The sequence below is a fragment of the Bradyrhizobium sp. CCBAU 51627 genome, from assembly GCF_028128765.1.
GTDB lineage: Bacteria > Pseudomonadota > Alphaproteobacteria > Rhizobiales > Xanthobacteraceae > Bradyrhizobium.
Map to the genome: position 1 here is coordinate 1 of NZ_LBJG01000032.1, position 230 is coordinate 230.

Annotated in this window: 1 protein-coding gene; it reads right to left on the reverse strand. The window is 63.9% G+C overall.

The window, feature by feature from the left end; translation table 11 throughout:
* The coding region (locus tag XH88_RS25560) for a hypothetical protein (protein WP_271671018.1) at positions 1 to 230 on the reverse strand (230 nt) is incomplete at both ends.

Sequence of the window (230 nt, forward strand, 5' to 3'; positions counted from 1 at the left end):
ACGTTGGCCGGCGTGACGTCGATCTCATGGCCGCCGGTCTGGGGCGCACCGTTGACCACGAACTGACCGCTCGCTGCCGTGCCGTTACTGTCCCACAGCTCCAGCTTCTGATAGCCGAGATGGCTCGGATCGGCGATGCTGACGAGCGTGGAAAGATTGAGCACCTGCCCCTTGAGCGCTGCCGCATTGCTGGTGACGGAAAGGGTCGGAGCTGAGACCGCGACCGTGAA